A 2446-nucleotide genomic window follows, 5' to 3' on the forward strand; every position below is an offset into this window, starting at 1 on the left:
CATATTTTTTGGCAATTTTACTAGCTTTTCCATTTTAACCCTTTTGCGACATATTCGCCAAAGTGAGATGCACCCAATCTAGATCGGGATAGATGTTCGACAGTTTACGAAAAGTTAAGCGAGAAGTACCCGTGTTTTTATTGAATAAAGTATTTAAAACACAAAATGCAGGCGAGAGCTTGTGTATCGCTCATAAACTGAAATACGATCTACTGGACATTGCAGATTCTCTATCTTAAAATAGATAAATTCTGTCATACTCAGGCGCTTGCGGAAAAACGGCTGGTCATTACTAAGCTTGTTATACAAAAGATGCCATTACACAAGGTATTAGCAAACAAGATGGAGCTAAAAAAATAAATAAGAAACGCTGATACCGCATTCATTAACACTTCCATTTGATTAACTTTACTTACTGGGTAAGACTAGCAACATGAACAACACTCCTATTCGTTCAAAAGACCGTTTTTTGGTTTTCGGCGCCCCGGCGATCGAAGATGCCGAAATTCAAGAAGTGGTGTCAACCATGAAAACAGGTTGGCTGGGTACAGGCCCTAAAGTCATGAGTTTTGAAAATGACTTCAAAGCTTACAAGGGTTCCCAGTACGCGATTTCAGTCAATTCCTGTACGGCGGCACTGCACTTGAGCATCCTCGCTGCTTCGTTAGAACCGGGGGATGAAGTCATTACTACTCCGATGACTTTTTGCGCTACAGTTAATGCGATCGTCCACGCCGGGGCAACGCCGGTACTGGCGGATGTAGATCCGGTGACAATGAATATTGACCCGGCTCAAGTCGAAGCTAAAATAACTTCAAAAACTAAAGCAATTTTGCCAGTTCACTTCGCAGGTCGTCCCTGCGATATGGATGCGCTTTGCGAGATTGCTCGCCGTCACAACTTGAAGTTAATTGAAGACTGTGCTCACGCGATCGAAACAGAGTACAAGGGGCGGAAAGCAGGCACATTTGGCGACTTCGGATGCTTCAGCTTTTATGTCACCAAAAACATTACGACAGGCGAAGGAGGAATGATTATCGTCAGCAGTCAAGAATACGCCGACAGGCTCAAAATTTTAGCGCTGCACGGTATGAGCAAAGATGCTTGGAAGCGCTTCGGAGACTCGGGTTACAAGCACTACCAAGTGGTGGAGGTCGGTTTTAAATACAATATGATGGATCTGCAAGCTGCGATCGGCATTCATCAAATGAAACGAGTTGCTCCTTATTGGCAGCGGCGGGAGCAGGTTTGGCAGCGCTACAACGAAGCATTTGCGGATTTGCCGATTACTTTGCCAGCGAAGCCCGAACCGGATACCATTCATGCTTATCACCTGTACACCATCCTGGTAGATGAAGCCAAAACAGGAATCAGCCGCGACGAGTTTCTCAACGCTATGAATGCTGAAAATATCGGTGTCGGCGTACATTATATGAGTATGCCCGAACATCCTATCTATCAAGAAATGTTTGGATGGCAGCCGGAAGACTATCCGAATGCTAGCTACATCGGACTGCATACAATTAGCTTGCCGATTTCGGCAAAATTAACAGATGCAGATGTGGAAGATGTAATTGCTGCTGTTAAAAAATGTTTGGCGATCGGCAAAACTAAGAATCTAGCTTTGGCAACAGCAGGCTAAAGTCCTGAAATAGCTTGTCATTAAAACATCCTAGCTGTTTTTTTAGAAAAGCAGCTAGGATGTTTTTTTCGATATTTTTTCTCCACAACGCCCTTTACCAAGAAATTGGGTCTAAAGCCCCGTCCTTCGCTTGACGGCTTTAATTAATTATCAACTTTTGTTAATTGTTTTCTTGAACTTTCTTGCATTGTGTTCATTGTAGAGTCCAATAACTAGACTACAGGTAGAATAACCGCCGATACACATGAGACACCACGCTCAAACGACAGGTCCCAAAACAATAATGGTTAGTGGGTGGCGAAAACCACGAAAAACATAGCTGGGCTAACTAATGTAAGCCAAAATCAGAGACTAAACTTTTTATTTCTAAAATCTACTGTGGGGCACACAGAAACAAGAGAAGCAATTCTCGAAAGCTTGGGGAGACAAACCCTCGCGAGGCTATCTAAATTAAGCTCGATATTTGGTTCTTTTGAACGGATACCAGGTTTAAACACTGCCGCAAGGATAGATAGTTTTAAGGTATGTCGCAGAACCAAGAATCCCCTCGCGTTCAGGCAGGGGAGTGTCAAAAGGTAATGATTCAATACGCTTGGGTTAAAACTATTTATTCCGGGCGAGATCCCTTGCAGCATCCCCCTGATTGTTGGGGGACGCAAGAGTAATTTCTTGTCCCCCCCTTGTAGGGGCGGTGCTAAGAGTGCCCGCCCCTACAAGGGGGGATCGAGCTTAGGATCGCGAATTAAATAACTTACAATTTTAATTGTTATTGTGGGATGGGCGTCCCGCCCGTCCAAAAAGGAC

The 2446-nt window shown here is 44.0% G+C and carries 1 protein-coding gene; it reads left to right on the forward strand.

All coding sequences use genetic code 11. From position 1 onward, the window contains the following. Positions 1-433 precede the first annotated feature (433 nt). A complete protein-coding gene (locus tag QUB26_RS31580; RefSeq protein WP_333321250.1) occupies positions 434-1642 on the forward strand; it encodes a DegT/DnrJ/EryC1/StrS family aminotransferase in 1209 nt (402 codons plus the stop codon). The last annotated feature ends 804 nt before the right edge of the window (positions 1643-2446 follow it).

The organism is Microcoleus sp. B4-C1 (assembly GCF_036705285.1).
GTDB lineage: Bacteria > Cyanobacteriota > Cyanobacteriia > Cyanobacteriales > Microcoleaceae > Microcoleus.

Coding starts and splice junctions, on each gene's coding strand:
- QUB26_RS31580 (WP_333321250.1), top strand. CDS start 434: ATGAACAACACTCCTATTCGTTCAAAAGACCGTTTTTTGGTTTTCGGC.